This window comes from Vibrio sp. Vb0888 (assembly GCF_033338835.1).
In the GTDB taxonomy this organism is placed as follows: Bacteria; Pseudomonadota; Gammaproteobacteria; order Enterobacterales; family Vibrionaceae; genus Vibrio; species Vibrio alginolyticus.
Window position 1 is genome coordinate 1 of the sequence record NZ_JAWOTL010000277.1, and the last position, 1107, is coordinate 1107.

General features: G+C 47.2%; 1 protein-coding gene. It reads right to left on the minus strand.

Annotation, left to right across the window (positions count from 1 at the left end; all coding sequences use genetic code 11):
- The coding region (locus R7P72_RS25605; RefSeq protein ID WP_318111044.1) for an ABC transporter permease at positions 1 to 1107 on the minus strand (1107 nt) is incomplete at both ends.

A 1107-nucleotide genomic window follows, 5' to 3' on the forward strand; every position in this document is an offset into this window, starting at 1 on the left:
CGCTACAATGATCATTTGATATTCGTAAAACGAAACGCGAGGATAAAGCAGAGTATCGACGCCGTATGCACCTAAACCATCGGCCAGCCCTCCAAGCGACAATCCCGTCACACTGAGAAGCTTTATCATGGCAGCGCTGCCACATACCCCTAAAGCACATCCCGTCAAACCAAGGAACATGGTTTCCAACGTGATCAAAATACGAATTTTGTGTTGCTGCATACCCACTGCCATCAGCACGCCGAATTCTCTGGTTCGTTCAAACACCGACATAAGCATGATATTGACGATGCCAAGCGTCATAGCCAACACGAACACCACCAGCATGACTTGGTTGGAGATATCCATCGAGCTCATCATAGTCGAAAGCAGGGGTTGAATTTCTAGCCATGTTCTTACCGTTAACGGCTTTCCTGAACCATCGTCGATCAAGGTTCGGGTAAACGACACAGTATTTTGCAACACGTCGTCATCATTGGCGTTGAGCAAAATGGCGATTTCATGCGCCCCTGCTACCCCTGCGATTTTCTCTAGGTCAGCTTTACGGACGTACACGTTGCCGTCATCAAAGGTCGTGGACGGTGTTTTGAAGATGCCTTTCACTCTAAACGCAGCGCCAGAGACATCCCCATTGATATCGGAAAGCGTCAGAATGACTTTTGAACCAACTCGTAGCTTTAATCTTTTCGCCGTCTTTTGCGATACAAGAATGGGATTCCGGCCCTCTTCATCCAACCAATAACCATCGATGATATGCTCAGAAAGCGGCGTTATCTTCTGCTCTTGTTCAAGATGAATACCATTAATACGAATACCGCGAGAACTGCGAGCAGAAGCTATCATGCCATCGGCGAGAAACCGCTCCGATACGGCTTTCACGCTTTGATGCTTTTCTAACGTTGTCACGATGCTTTGCGAGTCAGGTATGGTGTCTTTCAGTTCAGGATTAACGAGATACGCACTTTGATGAATCTGCAAATGGCTGGTTTGCCAAGCAATCGCATTTTTGATCATGCTGTCCACTAAACCATTCATAAATCCGATCATGGCGACAACGCCCATCAAACCAAACACCATCGCGCCAAGCATGATGGACGTTCTTAGTTT